Below are 21,289 nucleotides of genomic sequence, written 5' to 3' on the forward strand. Positions count from 1 at the left end.
AGAAAAACAATGAAAACAAAGTTTGGATCAATCCTAGCAATACTATTCGTTTTGGGGTCTTGTCAAAAGAAACAGGAGCCCATAATTATTTCTCCCGAAGAATACCACGGCTCTGTGGATAAGGTAATCGAGGTAATGATCCACGATATTTTTTCGCCCCCTGTGGCCAGCAGGATATTTGCGTACCCAAATATCGCGGCATATGAAATCATAGCCAAATCGAACAACGATTACAAATCCTTGGCGGGTCAGGTTACTGATTTAACATCCATTCCCGACCCAAAAGACACCACAAATTTAAACTATGAACTAGCAGCTTTGGTTGCTCATATGGATCTGAGCAAACGTCTAATTTTTTCAGAGGAGCGTATCGAAAGCTTCCGCGATAGTCTATACACTATTTGGATGGAAAAGAACGAGCCCATGTTCAATGCTTCAAAAGATTATGGTCTTGAAGTTGCCAATTTTATTGGGGAATGGATGAACAAGGACATGTACAAGGAAACGCGCACCATGCCCAAATTCACCGTCAATTCCGAAGACCCATCCAGATGGCAACCTACTCCACCTGCTTACATGAACGGCATTGAGCCCCATTGGAGCAAGATTCGACCATTTGCCATAGATTCTGCGGAACAATTTAAACCGGCACCACCACCTGCCTTTTCCATGGAAAAAGATTCCAAATTTTATGAGGAAGTCATGGAAGTCTACGAGGTCAGGAAAAGTATGGTGGGCAAAGGCGATAAATCCGATGAAATTGCAATTGCCCAGTTTTGGGATTGCAATCCTTACGTTTCCGTAACCCGAGGCCATTTGATGTTCGCCACCAAGAAAATCACTCCAGGTGCCCACTGGATCGGCATCACCAAAATTGCCAGTAGAAAAACCGATGCGGATTTTGCCAAAACTGTCTACGCTTATACCAAGACCTCCATTGCCATTGCCGATGCCTTTATCAGCTGTTGGGATGAAAAGTATAGAAGTAATCTCATCCGTCCCGAAACGGTGATCAACGAATACATCGACGACAGCTGGGAACCTGTACTGCAAACCCCTCCCTTTCCCGAATACACGAGTGGACACAGCGTGGTTTCCGGAGCTGCCTCCACAGCCCTAACGGATATATTTGGTGATAATTTTTCTTTTGATGACGACACCGAAATACCCTATGGACTTCCTGTACGCTCGTTCAATTCGTTCAAAGAGGCTGCGGATGAAGCTGCCATCAGTAGAATGTATGGAGGTATCCACTACCGAGCCGCCATTGAGGTGGGCGTACAACAGGGGCGCGATTTAGGAAAATTTATTGTTGATAAACTTGATATGACCAACGGGTAATAATTATTTTTGCCCCATTATGAGAAAGATTGTTTCAGTAATTCTTGCCGTAGTTGCAGGCGTAGTATTATGGTACTTATTCATAAAGCCATCCGATTATATTGTTCGGTTTAAGGCCAACCTATTTCCAGGAGCAATAAACCAAAGCCTAAAACATTGGTCCAGAAATTTCAATGATTCGGAAAACATTCAACAGGAAGGGGATTTGTTCCATTTAAGCCAGACTTTTAAGTTTGGAGATTCCACCCATATCTATCAATGGGAAATAGAGCCATTGACAGACTCCACTTCCCGGGTAATAGTTGGTATTAAGGACAAAGGACATAGTTTAAAAAATAAAATTCTGGTTCCTTTTGTCGATACGGATTTTGAAAAACGTAGCAGAGCAACCGTTTTGGATTTCATGGAAGAACTCCAGGAACATAAAAAGAATTTTAAAGTTCGAATTGTGGGCGAAGATGAGTTTCCTACCAAATACATCGCTTACCTTCCCATAAAGAGTACGCAACTTCAAAAAGCCGATGAAATGATGCGCAACTTCAGTTATCTTTTTGGAAGTCTTGTGGATAACGGTGTTGAGTTTGATGGTTTTCCCATGATTGAAATTACGGATTGGAACCAAGACAACGACAGCATACATTTCAATTTTGGCAGGCCAATTATCCGATCGGAAAAACTTCCAATTGGAACGGACATCCAGTACAAAAGGATTTTTAGAAAAAAAGCCCTAAAGGCAGAGTACAATGGCAATTACATTACTTCAGACAGGGCTTGGTACGCCTTATTGGACTATGCAAAAAAAAATAACATTGCCGTAGAAAACACACCGATTGAGGTGTTTCATGATGATCCAAAAGATGAGGGTAACGAGCTGAAGTGGAAAGCAGAAATCTACTTGCCAATAAAAGAATTGGATGAATAGGTTTGTTCTAATACCATTATTGGTGGTGGCGCACAGTTGTGCTCAAACGGTCACCACAAATAATAAATTGGTAAACCTGGGCAAGTTTCCTTCCACCTTAAAAGAGGTTTCAGGCATGGAAACTACGCAAGATGGCAACCTTTGGGTCATCGAGGATAGCGGCAACAAAGACCACATTTACAAGGTAAACCAAAAGGCCGAAGTCCTATACTCCCTGAAAATAGACCATGCCAAGAATGTGGATTGGGAAGAATTGACCACCGATTCCCTTGGAAATTTATACATCGGAGACTTTGGCAACAATGCTAACGAAAGAAAAGATCTTGTCATTTATAAAGTGGATAGCCTTCAACTCACCAAAAAGGAACCCAACGCAAAGAAAATTGCTTTTGCCTATCCGGAACAAAAAGACTTTCCCCCTAAAAAGGACAGTCTGTATTTTGACACCGAAGGAATGATCCATTGGCAAGATCACCTCTACATTTTTACCAAAAACAGGACCAGGCCCTACTCGGGCCAGACACTTGTTTATCGCATTCCGGATGAGGAAGGAAGCTATGTGGCTGAATTTTTGGGAGCACTGTTTTTATGTGAGGACCAAAATCATTGTTCTGTTACCAGCGCGGATATTTCACCCGACGGAAAAACCATAGCACTTTTGAGTTATGGCAAACTGTTTCTGCTCAATTCCGCTTCACCATCAAATATATCCGAGGCAAAGGTTCGAACCATTGAATTGCATCAAATGACTCAAATTGAGTCCGTTTGTTTTTTGGATAATAAAACGGTAATAATTGCGGACGAACAGAATCGGTTCGGGGGTCGAAAACTCTACAAATTCCAATTGGATTAAAATCCGAAACCGAGTCCGAAGGCAAACCGCATTCCATCCGTACTATTGAACAATCCAAAATTGGCCGTCAAAATATCTGCGCCATTCAGGAAGAACCCTCCTCCGTACGAATTGTGCCAAAGTCGGGAAGCATCGCCGGGGTACCAAACACGACCATAATCGAACCCGGCATAAAGTCCTGGCGTAACCGGCAAAATTCCGGTTCGCTGTCCCCTAAAACTGTACCTTAGATCGGTATTCTGGTAAAAGGCCGATTTTCCGGTAAACCGTTGAAAGCGATAGCCTCTTAATCCATTATTTCCTCCTATGCTGGCAGCTTGATAAAACTCGTAATCGTCGCCAATGGTAATGTGTCCCTTCAATATCGTACCCAATACCAACCTTCCATCGGCTGTCAATTTATGATCTATGGAAAAACTAGGTATCACATATCCAAAAGACCTGCCCGATTCCTTCACATTGGTCTTATAGCCCCCTGAAATACTAAAGACCATGCCCATGGTGGGAAAAGCTTCATTATCAGTATTGGCATAACTGTATTCGGCATTCACCCCAAAAAAACTTTGATGGTTCTCCTCCCCGTTTTCCAGGTAAAATTCATTGATAAATCGGTCTTGGGTCTCTTCCACTTCTATATCCTCATAGGCTACGCCCAATTTTACCTTGGATCCCAGATATCCGCGCCAAACCAACGAAGGTGCCACTCGAAGTGTACGCAACCGCACTCGGTTATAGTCCAGTCCCAAGGGTTCTTCATCATCATTGTTCACAGTTTCGTTTCCAAAACCAAAAAAGTTCTGTGTAAAATTTGGACTGGTAAACATTGCATCCAATTCTAGGTTGACCTTGTTAAAAACATGGGCAAATTCACCCTTATAGCCCAAATCAAAACCGTTGGTGGCAAAATAATAGGCTGCATTGAAGATATGTTGTTGCGTAAAAGGGTTCTGTCGGAAACCGTTAAAAGTATAGGTGTCGGTAAAGCCCACTCGAAATCCGTCATCAGGATTGAATCCAATAGTTGGCAACAATTGATTGTTACTGCCCTTGATCTTTAAAAAATCGTAGGTGTTGGTGTTATAATCATTGATTTGGTTGATCTTGCCGCCATAAGCCTCATCAAAAGTGTTCTTTTTAGTCTTGAAGTCGTACACCTGGACATTTCTTGATCCTTCCGAAATTTTATAGTTATCGTTGTTCTGACCACCCACGATTCGAACCTTAATGGGTGATGACCCCGTGTTTACCTCAAAAACATCATCGTCATCCAAACCATATACCCAAACTTCCTTGGTGTATTGGGGATCAAATTCCTTTTGAAAAAACAAATCTGTCATTTCCCCTCCTTTGATGCGGTAGGCCCTGACTTCCAACTTTCCATTGGGCAGGGTCACAATATTGAAATAATCGTCCTTGTCGGTACCGGTCACCACACTGAATTTGTTCAAAACAGCGTAGTATTCCTTTGCCGTTTCCAGCAACTGTTCTTTCCGCGCCAATAAAACTGCCTTGATAGTATCGATGGTTTCATCCCGAACTTCTTCGGGAAACGCCATAAATGCCCTATCAATGACTTCTTCATCAATGCTTTTTTGAATCAATCGGGCCTGTTCCAACCACTGCTCTAAATCTGTTTCAGCCAATAATGCCATATCCAAGGCAAAGGTTCTGGGAGAGGAGGTGAACCCTTTAACGCTTCTTATTTTTTCGTGGAAACCTTCAAATATGCGCAAGGACGGAACGGACCTAGATCCAAAATTCATGATCAGTCCATCACCCCAACGGGAAAAAACCTGATCCCTGTCCCTGGGAATGGGCTTAAAAAGTTTCTTGCCGTCCTCCGTTTTAATCTCGGCCCATCGCCATTGGTCCACATGGCGGTCCCAATCCCCCACCAATATATCGAACAACCTTGCTCTAACGTACGTCTCTTTATCCAAAACATATTCCTCGTCTTCCCGTAATTTATTGATCATATCGTAGGTACTTTCGATTTTCTTGGCCCTGCCAAAACTTTCCAGATCATCGTGCCCATCCGAAACATGTTCCTCAATCATATAAAGTCCGTCCCCAAAATCGGCATTGTAGGCTCCCAACACCGCTTGCTTTGGAATATAGAACAGTTTGGGATTGGTATGGTACAGGCCAACGGCATCCGAAAGTACGTCCGTGGTAAACGGCGCATAAGGGTGTGCTCCTGTATATAGGTCCAATAGCAAACGCTCGGTGTAGGTGTCCTTAAATTGGCCAATAATATATTGATCCTGGAATGCTATGGCCTGTAAATAACGTTCAGCACTCTTGCGCAATCCCCGCATCACATATTCCCGACCCTGTTTGTCTTGCAATCGCAACGAGTTGGATTGGTTACCACCACCCTTCCGAACAACGGTAAGTCCACCAAAAAGAGTATCCAAACGTACGGTTGGCACTGTTACTTCGGTAGCATAATATTTTCGGTACCTTTCGCCCCACAACCATTTGTGAAATCCACTTTTGTCAATTTCATCCTCGGTATAGACCGATGCCTTCATAAAAGAAGGAAAGTTTTCCGATAACCCTTTTGGCTCAACCTTGATGTCTGGAGGCAATACTTCGGTCTGGAACAAAAGTTCATTGGACTCAGCATCAGCCCCAAAAAAGTCCACCTGCGAAGAGCCATCGGTGAAAACTTTAAGAACGGCATAACCGTTCCTTCCTGTGGAAAACTCGCTGCCATTCAACAACCGCGTAGCTCCCGTTTTGGCACCTGCACCGCTCACAATTTGCGGTTTGCCAGATTCTACAATGTACTGCAAGGTATGTTCGTGACCCGACACAAAAACAACCTTATCGGAATATTGGGAAAGAGTAACGATCCGTTGTTTGAGCTCGTTGTATTTTTTATTGGAAAGATCTTCTATGCTTGCTCCGGAAACCTTGCGCATCATGTTGGCAACGCTTCCCAAAACCGGTAACGGAATTTTGCCCCCACTGGGATACAAGCCCTGTTCGAACGAAAATTGACCACCATGCGAACCATAGGTAAACATGGGATGGTGCATGGCAATGATCACTGTTTTGTCCAAATTCTTCTTGATCAAACTTTCCAGCTCCTCAAAAAAACGACCCCTGCTCTTGATTTCGCATTTGTCGTTCATCGTCGGGTGCTTGTCCCAGTCTGTCAGGTACCATTCAGTGTCGATGGCTATGACCATCACTTTGTCGGAAATCTCGATATCTTCAATAGGGCACCCGTTTTTGGGCTGAAATACATCCTTGCTATCCAAAGCCTCCTGAATGTATTTTTCTTCCCGCTCCAATCCATCCAGCCCCCTGCTGTACCAATCGTGGTTACCGGGGATAAAAATGGCCTGCCCCTTAAATCCTTCCAAAGTGGCCAATTGGGCATCGAGGTAATGTTTCGCTCTTTGATGCGCTTCCTTATCTTCTTTTTTGGAGACAAAACCAATGGGATAAATATTATCGCCCAAAAACAACGCAGTGCTATTGGAGCTGGCTTTCGCCAAGGTGTTCTTGAATTTTTTCAGGGTTGGGTTGAGGTCATTATTAGGCGATAGACCGGCATCACCGATCAAATAGAACGTGTGTTCGATTTCTTTTTCGATGGAACTGTTTTCGGCACTAAAAGGTTGTGTATACTTTGCTTCATAGGTAGCACAACCAAAGACCAGTAAAATTGCTAGAAACCCAATCCAATGTTTCTTCATATCCTATGAGGTTGCGTCCAAAATTTTGTAATTTGGACAATTGAAATATCCTATTATGTCGGAAATTGTTGAAAAAACTGAACAATACGTTTCTAACTTGTTGACCAATGAGCTTGATCCGAGGTTTTTATACCACAATTTGCGACATACCCAACGCGTGGTTAAAAGTACTAAAGAATTGCTCAATTTCTATGATTTGAAAGACAAGCAAGAGGAATGGTTGCTATTGGCTGCTTGGCTGCACGATGTGGGCTACATAAAGGGAACGGAACAGCATGAAGAAACGAGCAGTGAAATTGCCAAAGCCTATTTAAACGAACAGGGGTACGGCAGTGAAGACATCGCCGAAGTCTGTAACTTGATCTTGGCCACCCAAATGAGCCATGAACCCACCAATTTATTGGAGGAAATCATCAAGGATGCCGACATTTCCCATTTTGCCCAAAAGAGCTATTGGGAAACCACCGATTTTTTAAGGGAAGAACTGAAAAAGTTGGGTATTGCAGACTATTCCTCCAAAGAATGGCGGGACAAGAACATTAAAATGTTCCGTACCCAGCATCGATTTTATACAGAATATGCCAAAGAAAACTGGGAGAAAGGCAAGGAAAAAAACCTAAGGCAACTGCTCAAAGAAAAAAAGACCGAAAAAACCATAGCAAAAAAAGAAGCTTTAAAGGCGAAGTACAAAAACGAAAGTCCTGACCGAAGCATCCAGACCCTGTACCGTGTTACGCTGAACAACCACCTCAAGTTAAGTGACATTGCCGATACGAAGGCAAATATTTTGTTATCGGTCAACGCCATTATTATTTCGTTGGTGCTGGCCAATTTGCTTACCAAATTGGACAATCCGAGCAATACCTACTTGATCTATCCAACCTTAATTTTGATTTTGTTCAGTATTGTAACCATGACCCTTTCCGTATTGGCTACACGACCCAATATAACCACAGGAAAATTTACCAAGGAGGATGTGGAGCAAAAAAAAGTAAATCTTCTGTTCTTTGGCAACTTTCATCAAATGGAACTTTCCGAATACGAATGGGCCTTGAAGGAATTGATCAAGGACAAGGAATATGTATACAACTCCCTAACCAAAGACCTTTATTATTTGGGATTGGTGCTCAATAAGAAATATAAGATTCTACGGATTACCTACAACATTTTTATGTTGGGCATGATCATTTCGGTACTCGCTTTTGGAATTGCTTTCCGATTTTTTGGCCCTGACAGATTGGTTTTTTAGTAAGACCTACTTTTTTAATTCCTCCATAAGGTCGTCGTAAGTATAGGTACGTTCGGAGCGTTCATCCTTTTTGTAAAGTATCTCTGCTCTAATGGCCTTTAAGCCAGTAACCCCTTGAAGCCCTTCCAATTCCACAATTTCGATATTGTTGGTGAAATATCCTTTGGCCTTCAAAAAACGAATGTAGCGCATGTATTCCCGTTCATCCTTACGCTGGGAATACACAATGGAAAGCTTCCCTTTTTGGGTCAACCGCTCATTGGTTCCTTTGATGTAGGCCTTGTCGATCCTCTTTTTGATCACTTCGTACCGGGCATTGTAGGTGCCGTCCACGTCGAATCTTTTTTCGTCCATTCTAAACCGAATGGATAGGGAAGTACTGTACACCAAAACCAAAGAAGCTACATCCAATTTTACAGGTAATTTGGACTTCAGCTCATAGTATTTGTTCTCCATTTCGCACATGACCTGCAATTGCCACAAACGGAGATTGCTCAAGTACAATTGATTGAATTTTCTATCCTTTGCAATGGAGCTGCCAATGTATAAATTGTGTTCCACCCCATCGGTCTTATATCGCTCAAAATAATGGGGAAACATTTCTTGGGCCTCTTCTTGTCGCTTATCCAATAATGCGGCCAATTGCATGTTCGCTTCCATCACGCTTTCATCGTAATTACGACGATGATCATAGTACGATTCGGTGGTCTTGTCTATTTTTTGACTGTAGGTTGCAATTAGCCCCGCAATCGCTGCATCTTCTTTTTTGAGGTGTTCGAACACAGGGTCCACCTCTTCCTTCACAAAATCGAAGACTGCCTGTTCGGTATGGGTATAAAGGGCTTCCCTGACTTCATCGAGGTAGGTCTGCACCCTGAACATGATTTCCTCATAAATGGGCAAGCCATACTTTTGATGGGCAACTTCCAAAATATCGTTGATCTCGGAGAGTTGAATCATCAGATCGCGTTGAATGGAGAGGTTGCGCTCCTTCGACGAATCCTTGATATCGATTTGCCCATAAAGCGGAAACACATCCTTGAAGACAATCTCCCTAAATACTGGCTGTTGGCCGGCAAGTTCGGCCATCATAAAATGTTTGGCCTCTTCCTGGAATTTCCAATACACGGCAGGGTGCACCGAGGTACATTCGTGCTGTATCACGGCATCGATCAGGTTTTCCTCTTCCTCTATGGTACGCATCACTGCCGAAACGATATAGGGCATTACATCGTCCAGTTTGTTGGCATTCACACTATTGAGTTCATTCACATTGGAGGAAACAAGTTCCAATACACCCAAAAGATTTCCATTAACGGAGATTGGCGCCAAAATAGCACTTTTAATCCCCTGTTCCATGAGGTTTTTATAGGGCTGTGTTTTACCCTCCGACAGGTTAAAATACTTTTCCACATTACTGATGGCAAAATATTTACTCTCCATGAACAGTTTGCCATGGGAATAGTTACACAGCATGGTATCGCAAGGTTCAATTTCCTTTCCGTTCAGGATATAACTTTCCATCCCTTTCCCATAAATTCGAAAGAAATTGTTGGCTGCCGCATCGTATCCGGCAAAGCCCACTTTAATGTCCTTTAATTTGAACAGGGACCTGAAGGTGTCCTGAAAATTCTCCATAAAGGTCTCCTTCTCGCGCTGGCTATGTCCGATCAAAGTGGATTTGATCTCGGAAATGGATTGTTCGGCCGTTACATCAAACATGTTGGAAATAACAAAACCCTTGGCGATAAAACTGTTTGGAGGGATTTTCTCTTTCCACAGTTCCAGATTCTCAAAGTTTTCCAAGAGTTCATCCACATCATCCTGCGTAATCTCCTTGGCCAATTCTGTGGGAATGATTTCCATAAAATCCGCATTGTACAGAATACGATAGCGGTGCATTACCCCATTGGCTCCTGGAATATCGAAAAATAAAGGACGCTTGAAATCGAGGTTGTAACCATAATAAAATCTCAGGATCACGGCACAACGCATGATGTAGCCAAACTCGTTCGGAAGGTTGGTGATCTCCAGTTCAAAATCCTCCCCGGCATCCTTCAAAATATTCTGAAAACGCTCGGAAGAATTGAACACGATATTTTCAAAAGGAGTTGAGGCGGTTTTGATCTCATTCTTAGTTAGGACAGGTGAAAATGTGTCCTCCAGAATGATCTTGATCACCTCCTTGTGCTTGTCGAGCAAGGAAAGATCGGAAAATCCTTCCCTTAGCTCCGGATAGGGAGCCTGTGCATCCAATACAAATTTGGCCCGGGCGGCCAAGTATGGATTGTCGCTATTCAGCTGTGCATCATAGTGTTCCAACAATTTGTTGAAACTTACCAATTGCACCAAGGGGCTTTCCAAATCGTAGTTTTGCACCATATAGGGATTAGTCGAAATTGAGCCTACAAAGTTACAAAAAGTAAAAATGCCATGAATAGGTATTGATCGGTAATGGATAAATGACCATTTTTAAGGATATTTAGCAAAATTATTCCCATGTCATCCACCAAAAGACTGGATAATGCCTATGACAATGCCGAGGTCATCCCTTTCGATGACAACTCGAAGCTGATCCTTTTCAGTGATTGCCATAGAGGGGACAACAGTTTTGCGGATGATTTTGCCAATAACCGGAATATTTACTTCCACGCCCTGAACCATTATTACCGCGAAGGGTTCCATTATTTTGAATTGGGGGATGGGGATGAACTTTGGGAAAACATCAGTTTTGATGCCATTTTTGAGGCACACAAGAACGTATACCAATTGTTACGGCGTTTCCATCTGGAAAAACGCATTTATATGATTTGGGGCAACCACGACATGGTCTACAAAGACCCCGATTACGTAAAAAAACACCTTTCCCATTATTTTGAACCCATTGACGGTTCCGACAAAGCGCTTTTTAAAGGAATCACCTATCACGAAGCGTTACGATTGAAGCATACCGAAACGGGGCAGGAAATTTTTCTCACCCATGGTCACCAAGCGGATTGGTGGAACTATGTGTGTTGGCGAATCGGCCGGTTCTTGGTGCGCGTGTTGTGGAAACCCTTGCAGGTAGTCGGAATTGCAGACCCCACCAGTCCTGCTAAAAACTACAAGGAACTCATTAGGATCGAGAAACGGATCAAACGTTGGATCCTACGAAAAAACCTGTTGCTCACGATTGCGGGACATACGCATCGGCCACGGTTTCCCGAACCGGGCGAAATTCCATTTTTCAACGATGGTAGCTGTGTCCATCCCCGCAGCATTACCGGTATTGAAATCGAAAATGGGGAAATATCGCTCATCAAATGGCACATTGAATCCAAACCGGATGGAACGCTCCAAATTGTGAGGGTACTGTTGGAAGGGCCTGAAAAATTGGTGGATTACATCAATCCTTAAACCCGCTTGGCCAATGTTTTGATGGCATCTACAAATCGGTCCAATTCTTCCGTGGTCGTAAATACATTGGGAGTAATGCGGCAACCGTGTACATTTTCAAAATCGATACCCACTGTCCACACCTTGAATTCATCCAATAACGTTTTGGCCAAATCACCCGGTTTCATATTGGTGAGACCCACATTGGCAATACCACAGCTCCGATGCGGTTCCACCGGTGTATTGATGACCACATTTGCCACATCGCGCAATTGATCGCTCCAATAGCGTTGAAGATAGCGCATCCGTTCTTCCTTCCGTTCCAGTCCGATCATTTCGAGATAATCCAGGGAATCGTTAATGGTAAGATCGGTATGCACCGGATGGGTCCCGGTATGGTTCAGCCTTCGGATTTTGGTCACATCCTTTTCATGATCGGCCAAAAGGGGCCATATTTTGGGAATGTTGCGTTCCGCTACATAGAGCAACCCCGCCCCTAAAGGGGCACAGAGCCATTTATGAAGGCTGGACCCGTAATAATCACAATCCAGTTCGGCCAGATCGACCTTAATGTGGCCCACACAATGTGCACCGTCCACCATCACTTCCACACCATGGGCATGTGCCATATCGCATATTTTTCGAATCGGTAAGATCTGCCCGGTAACATTTACCATATGGCAGACCATTAGCAATTTGGTCTTTGAAGTTATCTGGGATTCGTACAACGACACCAATTCCTCATCCGATTTGGGATGGTTTGGAATGGAAACTATTTTACGAACTATGCCATACCGCTTTTCCATTTGTTCAAAATGGTCCTGCATGGCCCCATAATCCTGAACGGCATAAATCGCTTCATCCCCTTTTTTCCAAGGATATCCGCCAATAATGGTGTCCAAAGATTCCGTGGTGTTCCGCGTGATTACCAGTTCCTTTTCCGAACAGTTCACCAATTTGGCCAACCGTGCGGCAACCTTGTTTTTGTTTTCCCACTGCACCGTGCGCATATAATACGACCCTTCATAATTCACAGTTTTGGCATGTTCCACAAACTTGTTCATTAGGGGAATGGGAATGATATTGTAATACCCGCTTTCCAAATTGATGTATTCCGGTTTTAAACTGTAGTCCAAGCGTATCCGATCCCAAAAAGCCTCACTGTCCTTATCGGGATAAGGCACATTAGACCTGCTTTGTGCCTCCAGGGTGATGGGTAAAAAAGGAGCTGCCATGGCTGCGGTGCCCATATATCGTAAAAACTGTCTCTTTTCCATTAGGCAAGGGGTTGATTAAAAAAAGATTGGTAATTTCAATTTTGCTTAGTCTCCAAGATACGATTTAAGCCCAAAATATGAATGCATACCAAGAGATATATGACCAAATTCCAATTCGGTTCGATATGGCTTCGCAAGTTATGCTCCTTGGTATAGTTCAGGGCTTTTTTTTGGCATTGGTGATCTTTTTGCGGGCTTCGACAAAATCGGCGATCCATTGGTTTGGTTGGGCGTTGGTGGTCCAATGCTTGGTTTTTTTGGATGTGTACCTTTGCTATACTGGATTGATGAAATATGTGATCTATCTCAACGATTCGACGGAATTTTTGGTTTTGTTCATAGCACCTACCCTCTATTTCTTTCTGTATACCCTCCTCGAGCGCAAATCTTTTTCACTCATTAAATTTTGGCCCCATTTTGTTTTGCCCACACTTTATCTGCTCACACAAATCCAATATTTGTTGAGCCCTGAAGCCATAAAGCTCAATGCCTATTTGGGCGCCTATCACCGTGATTTGGGTTTTGTCCCTGATCCTGTCGATTTTGATTATTCCTATCACCATATCAAAGATCGTTTTAGATGGCTGGTGCTGTCCAGTTTTGTTTTTTACCTCTTCCTAACGGCAAAACTGGTTTGGAAAGCCAACAAAAAGGGTAAAATGTCCACCAGAAATATCCGAATGGATAAATATAGTTTCTCAAGAAACACGGTAATCATTTTTTTGGTGTTGTTCGTTTGTCTATTCTTGGTGTTCTTGAATTTTGATGATGATGGAGGCGATCATTATTTGGGCATGTTGGAAACGCTGACCATATTCATCACTTCCTTTTTTATTCTTTCGGAGTCGCGCTTTTTTGAAAAATCGTGGATTGCCGATAAATATGAGACCTTGTCCAACAATTCCGTCGCATTTGAATCGGTGGAAGAGATGTTGGCCGATTCCGAATACTTTACCAACCCAGATATTTCCCTAAAACAAGTTGCCGACAAATTGGGCACAAACGCCAATACGGTTTCCAAACTCATCAATTCGGAAACTGGAATGAACTTTAACGACTACATCAACCAAAAACGGATTGAACGCTCCAAAATTCGACTGTTAGATCCGAATTTTTCCCATCTTACCATCGAGGCCATCGGCCAAACGGTTGGATTCAATTCAAAATCAGCTTTTTATGCTGCTTTCAAAAAACACGTGGGTCAATCTCCATCGGCCTATGTGAAGGCTAAGAACAACGAAAAAAGGGCCTAATTTCTCCCAAATTGTAATTCAGGACGTTTCAACTTGCTTAAAAATTCCATTTCCAAAACCTTGTTTCAATCTTTGGCAAAAATTCATCAATCATGGAAAAAACTATTCGCCGTTACGATTTGGACTGGCTCAGGGTCATCGTTTTTGCACTACTTATTTTTTATCACGTGGGCATGTTCTTTGTGCCCTGGGGCTGGCATGTCAAGAACAATGTAATTTATGATTGGCTTCGTTGGCCCATGCTCTTTTTGAACCAATGGCGTCTTCCCATCCTTTTTGTCATTTCGGGAATGGGCACTTATTATGCCTTGGGTAAACGGACTTTGGGCAAATTTGTTTGGGAACGATTTCTCCGCTTGGGAATTCCTCTGGTTGTAGGAATGATCTTGATCGTGCCACCACAGGTCTATTTTGAACGTTTGGCCAATGGACAATTCTCGGGATCTTATTTTGATTACTTCACCACCATTGCTTTCGAAGGCGTTTATCCCGAGGGCAACCTGAGTTGGCACCACCTTTGGTTTTTGCCCTACCTCCTGGTATTTTCATGGATCTTATCCCCTCTATTTGTGTATTTGAGAAAGCACCAAACCCGATTTATCGATTGGGTGAAACGGCAGTTACAAAAAACGTGGGGCATCTATCTATTCGTGATCCCACTTTACTTTTTGGAATCTTTGGTGGAGCCCTTCTTCCCAATTACGCATGACTTGGTGCATGATTGGTTCAACTTTAGTTCCAGTATCACCCTGTTTTTTTATGGTTTTGTGCTAATTGCAACCGGTGACGTTTTTTGGGAAACCGTTGCTAAAATTAAATCGAAGGCATTACTGTTGGGAATTATCGGATTTACGGGGCAGGTAATCATCTGGTTGTTCTTTGAAGATGGGTATGTGATCCATTTTACAGAAGCACTGTTAAAAGTGGTCAACCTTTGGAGCTGGATTTTGGTGTTGTTTGCCTACGCGGCCAAATATTTGGACAAACCCAGCAAAGGATTGGCCTATGCCAATAGAGCCGTTTATCCCTTCTATATTCTGCACCAGACCATTACCGTGGGCATAGCCTATTATCTGATGCAATTGGATTGGGGTTTTGTGCCAAAAGCATCCATTTTGGTCTTGGGAACATTTGGCCTCAGCTGGTTGATCTATGACCTGATCATCCTCAGAATTCCGTTCCTTCATCCCCTTTTTGGGTTGAAAGGGAAGAAGAAAGCCCCTGCAGGTTAACGATTTAACGCCAATTTATCAATTTCATGGCAAGGTATTTGCTACTTTTATATTTATATAACTGCTCAATCTTGCCATGAAAAAGCTTGTGTTCATCATATTGGTTTTGGTTTCGGGAATGTTTTCCCTGCATGCGCAATCGGACTTGCCCACCACCAAACCGTTGAAGATTGGTGAAAACAACAAGTTGGATATCAAGGCCAGTAACCAAGGCACCCTGTTGCGAATGCCTTCTGTGTTGGATGAGAATTTTGCCGCCAAAAAAGATAGGCCGGAAATTAAAATGTTGCCGGATAAAGAATTGATTCAAGCCGGGCATGATCTGGATTTAGATCCCAAGGTGAAGGAGAAAAAGGAGAAAGGCGCCAACGAGCACTTTGGCGACCAGTACTTGGGCGATTTTAAGACCACGGCCAATTTTGTGGGCATTGTTTGTCGCGACCACGAATATGTGGATGGCGATCGTATCAAAATTTACCTGAATGGAGAAGTTGTCGAATACAATCTGTTGCTCACCGGAAGTTTTAAAGGGGTAAACATTGATTTGGTAAAAGGGTTCAACCGCATCGAATTCGAAGCGCTCAACCAAGGTTCATCCGGACCCAATACGGCCCAGGTTGTTGTGGCCAATGAAAAAGGCGAAGTGATCCATAACAACAGATGGAACCTTTCCACCGGCTCCAAGGCTAGTTTGATCATCGTTAAAGAAGATGAACCCTAATCGGTTGTAATCAAGGATTTTACTTCTCGGGGCTTTCTGAGGTTCCTTCCCAATCCGGGTCTGCCGCACCGATCCATTGTCCTGTAATCGTATCCATCATTACGGCATGCACCCGGCCAAATCGTCCTCTTTGGTCAATTTCTTCCAACAAATAGCCATCTGCTTTAAACTGATCAATAGCAGCTGTAGCCCATGTACCTTCGTGGGTTTCCACCAACATGATGGTATCCCCGCTATGCACCCGAGCAGCCGCCAAAGCCTTGTTCAAGGGCATCTTATGGTCCAGAACCCGACTGGCCACCTGTACCACCGCTGTCGGAATTCGACTGCCGCCTGCTGCCCCCAACACCAAATAAGGCTTCCCTTTTCTGGTGATTATAAACGGACTGATATGCGATTGAGCGCGCTGTCCGGGTTCCATATCCCCCAAATAGCCGCCCAATGTCGCCGCATACACAAAGCCAAGACCATCCGTGGCCACTTTGGATCCCATTATTGGACCCAAGGATTGGGTCAATGCAATGACATTCCCTTTGCTATCGGTCACCGATAAATGGGTCGTGTGCCCATTTTCGTTCCAAGAGGGAGGATTATTCAGAAGCATTGCTGCCTCTTTTTTTGGAAAAAGAGCGATTTCATCGGCCAATTTTTGCGCATGTTCTTTTGAGGTCAATCTTTTGCCTGCCACCAAGTCCTCTTGGTTGCGTCGGTCCTCATACGCTTTTTGATTGGCTTGATAGACCAATTCCGCCCAAGTGGTTTCGGGCATGTCGGACAGATCAAAATGTTCCAAAATCTGAAGCATTTCTATGGTGATTGCACCATAGGAAGGAATATATAACCCGTGCAAACCAAACCCACGGTACGATCCCTCCACCAAATCGGCATCACGGGCCTGATATTCGGACAAAGCTTCCATACTCAAAGTACCGCCATGCTTTTGTACATCGGCCACTATTTTTTGGGCAATTTCTCCTTCATAGAACACTTTTTCACCTCCAGTAGCTATCAACTTCAAGGTATTGGCCAAATCTTTTTGTACCAGCCTGCTTCCAGCCACATAGGTGGTGTCTCCATTCATGAAATATTTGGTTGTGCCGGTAAACTCCTTGATTTTATCAATGGCCATAGACTGCCGCAGCGCTTCACCCTCCAATACCAAAAAGCCGTTCTCCGCCAAGTCGATGGCCGGCTGCATCACCGTTTGAAGGTCTAGGGAACCGTGATCTGTCAGCAACTTCGTCAACCCTTTCACTACTCCGGGAACTCCGATAGTGGCATAGCCATACTGTCCTTTAGGTGCGGTTTCGGGATCATAATCAATGCCCGCTTGTGTGGTGGCATCCACACCAGAAATTTTGCCATTCGCATCCATTACAATGGCCTGTAACCTTCCACCAAGACCAGACATACTGGGCTCCACTACCGAAAGGGCTAAAGCAGCAGCAACGGCAGCATCGATGGCATTGCCGCCTTTTTCCAGCATGGCTACACCAGCTTCGGTCGCCAAGGGATGGGCCGTGCTCACTGCCCCATTTTCGGATATGGACACTTGTGGGTCATTGTCATCGACAATAGTGAGGACCGTTTGCTTGGCCTCGCTTTTTTCCTGATTCTTGCAGGCTATTACCGCAATCATCAGCACGGCAATGAACAAAATGGTTTTTTTTGTCATGTTGTTAGGTTGGATTTAATGCTTTTCTCCTGGGTGATAGGTGGCTTCTGCCCTTTTGAGTACATCTTCCTTGTAATAGGCTGCATCCTTGAATTCCTTATCGGCATACCTTTGGGCCTGATCATTAAAATGGGGAGAATTGGAATCACCACTTTGCCCCCCGGCCAACATGGTCTTCGCCTTTACCTTATCGCCAAACTCCACAACGGCCACAAAACTATTGCCCCGTGTACCGTATATTTTTTTGGTATTGTTATTATACCGGGCACCATAAGCTGCCAAGGCACCCCACGTACCACTGGCAAAACCAATGGGAATACTGGGCTTGGCATCATCGAATGCTTGTCGGATATCCCCGTTCAACCGCTGGTAGCGATTGACCTCACCCCAAGGCATTTTCCACGTGCCGAAATCGGCTTCCAGTTTTTCAACAATTTCTTTGAACAGTTGCAATTTGTTTTCATCAGGCCAATCGCTGCCCCAATATTCCACCCACTGCATAGAGTACATGCCCTCGGGCCGTTCGGCTTTGGCAAAGCATTGCATGCCGTAATAATGGGCCAAGGTCATGGCCACGGATTCTTTGGATGTGGTAAAATCCCATTGGCGCAATTCCTCAATGGCATCTTTCAATTCAGATGTTGGATTGGCATCATAGGCTTTCACCAATCCGGGAATCAACGCTTTAAAAGCAGGCAAATAGGGGTCATGGGCCAATGTGATCAGGCTATCCAAGGTATACCCGCTTCTGCCTTTCAATAATTTAATGGCATGGATACCCCGAAAATTTTCTTGATCGCGGGACATGTAATTGGGATAATCCTCTTTCTTGGGACTGAATTCCAAAGCTGAAGTATAGGGTGTGGAGTTGCAATTCTGAATCCAGCCATTACCTGGGTTCAGCACCAAAATGTTTTCATCCACGGTGTGCAATCCTTGCCAATCGGTCTCGGGATTACTCCCATCCACTGGTTGGGTATAATCGAAGCTCGTATCGCGCTTGGGTACAAAGTTCCCATGAAAATAGGCAATGTTTCCTTCGGCATCGGCATACACGGTGTTGTTGGAGGAATTGGTTCGGATGTCCATCATTTTTCGGAATCCATCATACCCGTCCTGCTTGGTTCGAATATAGGATTGTTCCAAGGCTTTTACCGGTTCCCACATCATGGCGGAAGCCGTCCATTGACCATCTGCTACATGGGTGATGGGACCGTGATGGGTTCGGTACATCGGGAAGGATTTTTCTTTGAACCCAGCACCATCTATATACTTCAAGGTAACACTTGTGGAATCGACCGGGCGTAATTCTTCTCCATATTGATAAAAGAGTTTATCATCATTTTTTACGATGGTTTCTTTGAACTCGTCCATCACATCGGTATAGGTGGAGGTGTGCATCCAGCCTGTTTTTTCATTGAAGCCCTGATACACAAAAAATTGCCCCCACGTAACAGCTCCGTATGCATTCAAACCTTCCTCACTGACCACATGTACCTCTCCCCTAAAGTAAAAGGAGGTATGTGGATTGATTAACAACATGGCATTCCCGGATTGGGTCAAATCCCCAGAAATGGCAATTCCATTGGATCCTTGGGGTTCGGCCATTTCCGCTGCCTTTTTTTGTTGCAGCAACTCCATTTCGGGCAACTCCATGCCACTTTCATAAAATTTTTGGATTTTCCGGGTCGATATCCGTTCGATATCCCCGCCGATTGACCCTTCACTGAAATACATGGGCATCCACGGTTCAAATCGGGTAAGCAATTTGGGCTGCACCTCAGGATGGGTATGGAGGTAATAGTTGATGCCATCTGCAAAGGCGTTGCAGAGTTCCTTTAACCATTCCGGGCTTTTCTCGTAATTGGCCTTGGCCTCTTCTTCGGTCATGAACAATTTGGCCCGAAGGTCACTGTACAGGGCCTCTTCCCCTTCCACTTCGGCCAAACGGCCCGTGGCCCAAATATAATTTTGCTCCACACGGTTAAAATCATCCTCACATTGGGCATACAAAAGTCCAAAAACGGCATCAGCATCGGTTTTACCATAAATGTGCGGTACTCCAAAATCATCGCGGATAATGGTGATATTCTCGGCCTGGGCCTCCCATTTTTCAATTTCGGTAGGTTGATTTTGCGTACAGGAAAGAATTAAAAGTGCAGAAAAAGCCAGTAATGCTCTCATCGAATTGTCAAGTTTGGTTTAGTTCTGTGAAAATACGGGAAATCCGAATCATTTACCAACTTCCGCTAGCACCGCCACCTCCAGAACTGCCGCCACCCCCAGAAAAACTACTGGAACTGCCCCCTGAGCTGGAACCAAAGGAATGCGATCCCGTAGAGGAAAACGTTTTGCTGATGTACTCACTGTCCGATTTGAACAACGATATCTTTAAATCTTCCCCCCCTTTCATTTTAATTTTTAGGGCCACTACCACGATGGTGAACACCATAAACCCAGCAAAGGCATAAAATACCCAAGTGAAATCTTCCTCCAAATATGATACATCGAAAATAAATCCATAAAAGAGGCTAAGGAAATACAGGGGCATTACAATAAATACTGCCCCAAACGCAAGCATCATAAAGGGTGGTATCAGCATAAAAATACCTCTAAAAACTGCCAACTTGCCCAAAAGCATTCCCCTAAATATTTCCGCCAAAAGATCAAAACCCTTGTAGAATACAAAACCACCAACTGCCATAAAAATGGACAAAAACACAGTGATCAAAATATACACCCACCATGGTACCTCCGCCTCAGCTTCTATGGCTTCATTGAACTCAGCCAGGGCGTCGGGGTTTTTCAAAAATTCGATGATCTGATCTGTCGCTTCATCAATGCCCCCAAAATAGTCCTCTTCCTTAAACTTGGGGATCATGGTATTGCGGATGATTCGGGAGGCCACGGCATCGGTAATATAGGGTTCCAAACCATAACCTACTTCTATCCGCACTTCCTTATCGTTCTTTGAAAATAGAATAAGGATACCATTATCCTCACCTACTTGTCCCAGTTCATTTTGGTTAAATGTACCATTGGCATATTGCTCAATGGTTTCGTTGCCAAGGGAGTGTAGGGTCAATACCACCAGTTGATGAGTGGTTTCGGTCTCAACCCGGGTAAGTTTTGCGCGCAGGCCTATCAGTTGATCTGGAGTGAAAATACCAGCTTGATCCGTAACAATTTCGGTAAGCTGCGGATATTGCCCTTGGGCGATTCCCATCAACGAAAGTGACATTAAAAAACAGAAAACCAGAATCTTTCTCACGTGTACAAGATACAGGAAAGATCAATGGCGTGCTATTGAAAATGTACGAATGGCTGTTTTGATCTAATCTTCTGCCGGGGCTAATTCCACTTCTAGTCCGTTCAAATCTTCGGTCATGTGGATTTGACAGCCCAATCGGCTGTTGTCCTTTACAAAAAAGGCTTCGGAAAGCATAGCCTCCTCATCATCCGACTTTTCAGGAAGTTGATGGTCGGACAACACGTAGCATTGACAGGAGGCACACATGGCCATACCACCACAGATGCCGATGGTACCCTCTGGGGCCAACTCATAGGAGCGTACCACCTCCATCAGGTTCATGTTCATATCCGTTGGGGCATCCACTTCATGGGATACACCTTCCCTGTCAATTATCTTGATTTTTATATCGCTCATCATTCAAAAGGAAA

Annotated in this window: 15 protein-coding genes; 8 read left to right on the forward strand and 7 right to left on the reverse strand. The window is 44.0% G+C overall.

From position 1 onward, the window contains the following. The first annotated feature begins 9 nt into the window (after nt 1-9). The 3 genes from EO131_RS02075 to EO131_RS02085 are packed head-to-tail and all read left to right on the forward strand — an operon-like array spanning nt 10 to nt 3,116. Nucleotides 10-1,341 (forward strand): vanadium-dependent haloperoxidase, encoded by a 1,332-nt coding sequence (locus EO131_RS02075; protein ID WP_127018687.1) that lies wholly within the window; start codon nt 10-12, stop codon nt 1,339-1,341. 19 nt (nt 1,342-1,360) lie between these two features. Next, entirely contained in the window at nt 1,361-2,263 is a 903-nt protein-coding gene (locus EO131_RS02080) for a GyrI-like domain-containing protein (protein ID WP_127018688.1), read from the forward strand. Further along, complete coding sequence (locus tag EO131_RS02085; RefSeq protein ID WP_127018689.1) at nt 2,256-3,116, forward strand: NHL repeat-containing protein; 861 nt, start codon at nt 2,256-2,258, stop codon at nt 3,114-3,116. The genes EO131_RS02080 and EO131_RS02085 overlap by 8 nt, the downstream gene beginning before the upstream one ends. On the opposite strand, the gene EO131_RS02090 is transcribed toward EO131_RS02085, so the two are convergent. Continuing rightward, entirely contained in the window at nt 3,113-6,826 is a 3,714-nt protein-coding gene (locus EO131_RS02090) for a metallophosphoesterase (protein ID WP_127018690.1), read from the reverse strand. The two genes, EO131_RS02085 and EO131_RS02090, sit on opposite strands and share 4 nt — an antisense overlap. Nucleotides 6,827-6,881: 55 nt before the next feature. Between EO131_RS02090 and EO131_RS02095 the strand changes: the two genes are divergently transcribed. Beyond that, the gene (locus EO131_RS02095; protein WP_127018691.1) at nt 6,882-8,075 is read left to right on the forward strand and encodes a Pycsar system effector family protein; all 1,194 of its coding nucleotides are present in this window, start codon (nt 6,882-6,884) and stop codon (nt 8,073-8,075) included. 6 nt (nt 8,076-8,081) lie between these two features. Here EO131_RS02095 and EO131_RS02100 read toward each other — a convergent pair whose 3' ends face one another. After that, nucleotides 8,082-10,457: a GAF domain-containing protein gene (locus EO131_RS02100; RefSeq protein ID WP_127018692.1), complete on the reverse strand. Its 2,376-nt coding sequence runs from the start codon at nt 10,455-10,457 to the stop codon at nt 8,082-8,084. 117 nt (nt 10,458-10,574) lie between these two features. Here EO131_RS02100 and EO131_RS02105 point away from each other — a divergent pair, with 117 nt between their 5' ends. Beyond that, a complete protein-coding gene (locus tag EO131_RS02105; protein WP_127018693.1) occupies nt 10,575-11,471 on the forward strand; it encodes a metallophosphoesterase in 897 nt (298 codons plus the stop codon). Here EO131_RS02105 and EO131_RS02110 read toward each other — a convergent pair. Next, the gene (locus tag EO131_RS02110) at nt 11,468-12,727 is read right to left on the reverse strand and encodes an aminotransferase class V-fold PLP-dependent enzyme (RefSeq protein WP_127018694.1); all 1,260 of its coding nucleotides are present in this window, start codon (nt 12,725-12,727) and stop codon (nt 11,468-11,470) included. The two genes, EO131_RS02105 and EO131_RS02110, sit on opposite strands and share 4 nt — an antisense overlap. A 125-nt stretch (nt 12,728-12,852) precedes the next feature. Here EO131_RS02110 and EO131_RS02115 point away from each other — a divergent pair, with 125 nt between their 5' ends. The 3 genes from EO131_RS02115 (at nt 12,853) to EO131_RS02125 (ending at nt 15,933) form a co-directional block, all read left to right on the forward strand. Next, nucleotides 12,853-13,980: a helix-turn-helix domain-containing protein gene (locus EO131_RS02115; protein WP_164731590.1), complete on the forward strand. Its 1,128-nt coding sequence runs from the start codon at nt 12,853-12,855 to the stop codon at nt 13,978-13,980. Nucleotides 13,981-14,072: 92 nt separating this feature from the next. Further along, nucleotides 14,073-15,212, forward strand: a complete 1,140-nt coding sequence (locus tag EO131_RS02120) for an acyltransferase family protein (protein WP_206512836.1) — start codon at nt 14,073-14,075, stop codon at nt 15,210-15,212. A gap of 76 nt (nt 15,213-15,288) precedes the next feature. Beyond that, nucleotides 15,289-15,933, forward strand: coding sequence for a hypothetical protein (locus EO131_RS02125; protein WP_127018696.1), 645 nt, complete (start codon nt 15,289-15,291; stop codon nt 15,931-15,933). A gap of 19 nt (nt 15,934-15,952) precedes the next feature. Here the strand turns inward: EO131_RS02125 and EO131_RS02130 are convergent, their stop codons facing one another. The 4 genes from EO131_RS02130 to EO131_RS02145 all read right to left on the reverse strand — a co-directional run bounded on the left by EO131_RS02130 (nt 15,953) and on the right by EO131_RS02145 (nt 21,275). Continuing rightward, nucleotides 15,953-17,608, reverse strand: a complete 1,656-nt coding sequence (locus EO131_RS02130; RefSeq protein WP_127018697.1) for a gamma-glutamyltransferase family protein — start codon at nt 17,606-17,608, stop codon at nt 15,953-15,955. Between the two features lie 15 nt (nt 17,609-17,623). Further along, nucleotides 17,624-19,792 carry an acylase gene (locus EO131_RS02135; protein WP_127018698.1) on the reverse strand — a complete coding sequence of 723 codons (2,169 nt, stop codon included), beginning with the start codon at nt 19,790-19,792 and terminating at the stop codon, nt 17,624-17,626. Between the two features lie 52 nt (nt 19,793-19,844). Continuing rightward, nucleotides 19,845-20,879 carry a TPM domain-containing protein gene (locus EO131_RS02140; protein ID WP_241243772.1) on the reverse strand — a complete coding sequence of 345 codons (1,035 nt, stop codon included), beginning with the start codon at nt 20,877-20,879 and terminating at the stop codon, nt 19,845-19,847. Between the two features lie 63 nt (nt 20,880-20,942). Then, entirely contained in the window at nt 20,943-21,275 is a 333-nt protein-coding gene (locus tag EO131_RS02145) for a 2Fe-2S iron-sulfur cluster-binding family protein (RefSeq protein ID WP_127018984.1), read from the reverse strand. Between the last annotated feature and the right edge of the window lie 14 nt (nt 21,276-21,289).

The sequence above is a fragment of the Flagellimonas beolgyonensis genome (assembly GCF_003992615.1).
GTDB classification, from domain to species: domain Bacteria; phylum Bacteroidota; class Bacteroidia; order Flavobacteriales; family Flavobacteriaceae; genus Flagellimonas; species Flagellimonas beolgyonensis.